This is a genomic window from Pseudomonas sp. SDO5591_S426 (genome assembly GCF_054070755.1).
The window spans coordinates 1-3334 of record NZ_JBSVXD010000339.1; the positions used below are offsets into that span (position 1 = coordinate 1).

The following is a 3334-nucleotide window of genomic DNA, read 5'->3' on the forward strand; positions in this document are numbered from 1 at the left end:
GGAGCTGGCTTGCCAGCGATGAGGCCATGACTGACACCAAAGCACTCAACCCGGAGTCAAACACTCCGGCCCATTAAGCTTCGGATCATTGACCATATTGGCCAACACCCGCTCGCGCAACGCGGCAGGCTCACTGGCCAGCAACCCCTGCAAGACATGCAGCGGCGTCTCGGGATCGAGCCACGCCGCCTGCCCTGCCTCATCCAGAATCAACGGCCTGCGCTGACTCGCCGCTGGCTGAGTGATCACCGCCGTGCTCAACCACACCTGCTCCTGCACCGGATACGCTTCCCAGATCGCCGCAAAAAACAGTGACGAACCCTCCCCCGGCGTCAGCCAGAATGGCCGCTTGCGTGTGGTGCCGCGCCATTCGTAAAAACCGTTAGCGGGCAGAAGGCAACGACGCTCGCGCAGGGCTTGGCGGAACATCGGTTGCTCGGCCACGGTTTCGGCGCGGGCATGGGCCGGCGTACGGGACAGATCGGTCAGCCATGGCGGCGTCAGGCCCCAGCGGGCACGGGCGAGCTCACGCTGGCCGTCCGCGCCGGCTCGCAGCATCAACACCGAATCATTGGGGGAAATGTTCCACTGCGCCTGCTGATCGGCGGGAAAACCGGGCAGGGTCGCGAAGTCGCGGTTCCAGCGAAACAGGGCATAACGTCCACACATGGGGCAGCACAACTCTTGATCAAACGAACGCCAGCCTAACAGACCAGCGTGCCGGGAAAACTCTCCGGTTCATCGCCGGACAGCGGCAGCGCGGCATTGTACGCACTGATCAGCTCACGGGCGTATTCAGCCTTATCGTTATCCACTGCCAGGCCCAGCAGACCGAAGATCGGCAATTCACCGGCAGCCCCGACCAGATCGCGCCCCACCAGATGCGCCTCGACACCTTCGCTGGCGAGCATGCCTTGCAGCAATTCGCCTTCCATCAGGTTTTCCGGTTCGTAAATGCGCTGCATACACGCTCCTCATTCGTTCTCGCTGAAAACTTCCAGAAACCAATCCTCTCCGTGAACCTGCAATACGAACGTGATTGGCCGGCAACATACCTGGCAGTCTTCAATATAAGTCTGATCGCCACCGGACAAGTCCACCGTCGTCTCGACTTCCTCACCACAATACGGACATTCGTAAACTGCGCTTTCCAGCATCGCGGTCTCCCAGGTGACTTGTGCGTATAATCGCCGGTCTATTTGCAGGGCTATTTTTGTCTGACTACTTTTCAGACCGTACCCCGCCGGTTTTCGATCAGAACCTTTACTTACCCTAGCCGTTTCTAACAAGAGAGCATGATGGGCGAATTCGATGCCATCCGACCTTACGACGACAGCGAAGTCCCAGCGGTGCTGGCCCGACTGCTCGGCGACAAGGCGTTTCTAGATATCCTCACCCACTTCCGCTTCCCGCGTTTTGCCGGCGCTTTAGGCTGGGCGCTCAAACCCCTTATAGCTCATCGGCTGCGCCGTGAGTTCGCCGGCATCACGTCGGTGGCCACTTTGCAGGACAAGGTCGAGCATTACGTCGACCACACCATCGAACGCGCCACGGACGGAGTCACTTACACCGGCGTGGAACAGTTCAAGTCCGGCAGCGCCTATCTGTTCATCGCCAACCACCGCGACATCGTGATGGACCCGGCCTTCGTCAACTATGCCGTGTACCACGCCGGCCTGCCGACCCCGCGCATCGCCATCGGCGACAACCTGCTGCAAAAGCCTTTCGTCAGCGATCTGATGCGCCTGAACAAGAGCTTCATCGTGCACCGTTCGATCACCGGCCGTCGTGAGAAAATGGCGGCGTATCAACTGCTGTCGGCGTACATCAACCATTCGATCCGCAACGATTGCGCCTCGATCTGGATCGCCCAGGCCGAAGGCCGCGCCAAGGACGGTGACGACCGTACCGAATCGGCGATCCTCAAGATGTTCCACATGAGCCGCAAGGACGAGCCGTTCGGCGAGGTCATCCGTTCGCTGAATCTCACGCCTGTGTCGATCAGCTACGAATACGATCCGTGCGACCAGGCCAAGGCCCGCGAACTCTACATCCGCGCCACCACCGGCAGCTACACCAAGGCGCCGGGCGAAGATGACGTGAGCATCGCCAAAGGCATTACCGGCTACAAAGGCCGGGTGCATGTGAACTTTGCCGCACCCATCACCGAACTGTTCGAAGACACCAAGCAATTGGCGGTCGAGATGGACAAGCAGATTCTGGGCGGTTATCGCTTGTTCCCGGTGCATTACCTGGCTTACGCACAGTGGAAAGATGCCGATCCGCAGTTGGCAGTGCCAAAAGCTACAGAGATGTTCCCGGCTGATGAACTGGCCAAGGCCCAGGAACAATGGCAGCAACGCCTGGACGTCTGCCCCGAGGAACATCGCCCGTTCCTGGTGCTGCAATACGCGACGCCGGTGCGTAATCAGTATCGGGTGAAGGCTGGATTGCCGCTTTAAAACAAGATCAAAAGATCGCAGCCTTCGGTAGCTCCTACACAGGATTTAAGTTCACCTGTAGGAGCTGCCGAAGGCTGCGATCTTTTGCTTTGAAAGGGTTCAGACCTGCGTGCTGATCCACGACACCAGCAGCGCCAGCCCCATGCAGGCAAAGCCGAAGCTGTAGAAAAACCGGTTCATGCGCAGCGTGGCCCAATCCAGTGTCGGTTCTTCGCTGGGACGGCTTTGGCGCTGAGCCTGGAGGCTCGCCATCGCACGTTGTTCACGCCGACGGGTCGCGTGCAGCAGCCAGCCGCCCGGGAAGGCGAAGAGCAAGGCCAGCAGGTTGATCAATTTGGCGGGATGGGCGGTAAACAGCGTCATCAAATGCAGCGACATCACGAACCTCAAACAAAACCGGTGTGGCAGACGCCAGACCGACGACCGCGGCGCGGATTCTACCGAAAGCCTCTGTGCCTGCACTCCCCTTTGCGACAAATTACCCGGCAAATGACAAATGGCTGTCCCGCGTCACGGCTTCGTCATCTGCATCGGCGACCATGCGCGCCTCGAAACCGACACGGACTGCGTCATGCTCCACGCCGAAAACCAGGATCGCCTTTACCTCATCGCTCACAACGACGAACAACAAACCCTCGTCGGCAGCCTCGCCTTCAATGTTCAGGACCGTCACTGGCTGGTGTATTGCGCCCTCGGTGGCCATCAACACGCGGATTTGCCCGAGGCGGATTTGTTGACGGGCGTGAGCGTGCTGGATTTTTACTCGCAGGCTGCGTAATGCCCCACCCCTAGCAGGAGCCGAGCTTGCTCGCGATGGCGGTATGACAGTCAACATTGATGTCGACTGACAGTACGCCATCGCGAGCAAGCTC

6 protein-coding genes are annotated in these 3334 nt (G+C 59.4%); 2 read left to right on the plus strand and 4 right to left on the minus strand.

Translation table 11 applies throughout. The annotated features are described in order from the left end of the window. Positions 1-45 precede the first annotated feature (45 nt). From ACW9JC_RS29535 to ACW9JC_RS29545, 3 genes are read right to left on the minus strand one after another with little or no spacing between them, the layout of a single operon-like run. The gene (locus tag ACW9JC_RS29535; protein WP_457459464.1) at positions 46-669 is read right to left on the minus strand and encodes an SOS response-associated peptidase; all 624 of its coding nucleotides are present in this window, start codon (positions 667-669) and stop codon (positions 46-48) included. 35 nt (positions 670-704) lie between these two features. Continuing rightward, complete coding sequence (locus tag ACW9JC_RS29540) at positions 705-965, minus strand: putative signal transducing protein (protein WP_457459466.1); 261 nt, start codon at positions 963-965, stop codon at positions 705-707. A 9-nt stretch (positions 966-974) separates the two neighbouring features. Next, positions 975-1157: a CPXCG motif-containing cysteine-rich protein gene (locus tag ACW9JC_RS29545; RefSeq protein WP_007951671.1), complete on the minus strand. Its 183-nt coding sequence runs from the start codon at positions 1155-1157 to the stop codon at positions 975-977. Between the two features lie 138 nt (positions 1158-1295). Between ACW9JC_RS29545 and ACW9JC_RS29550 the strand changes: the two genes are divergently transcribed. Then, entirely contained in the window at positions 1296-2462 is a 1167-nt protein-coding gene (locus tag ACW9JC_RS29550) for a 1-acyl-sn-glycerol-3-phosphate acyltransferase (RefSeq protein ID WP_457459468.1), read from the plus strand. Positions 2463-2561: 99 nt separating this feature from the next. Here ACW9JC_RS29550 and ACW9JC_RS29555 read toward each other — a convergent pair whose 3' ends face one another. Continuing rightward, positions 2562-2840, minus strand: coding sequence for a hypothetical protein (locus ACW9JC_RS29555; RefSeq protein WP_416126393.1), 279 nt, complete (start codon positions 2838-2840; stop codon positions 2562-2564). A gap of 193 nt (positions 2841-3033) precedes the next feature. Here ACW9JC_RS29555 and ACW9JC_RS29560 point away from each other — a divergent pair, with 193 nt between their 5' ends. Continuing rightward, a complete protein-coding gene (locus ACW9JC_RS29560) occupies positions 3034-3240 on the plus strand; it encodes a hypothetical protein (protein ID WP_034149566.1) in 207 nt (68 codons plus the stop codon). Positions 3241-3334: the final 94 nt, after the last annotated feature.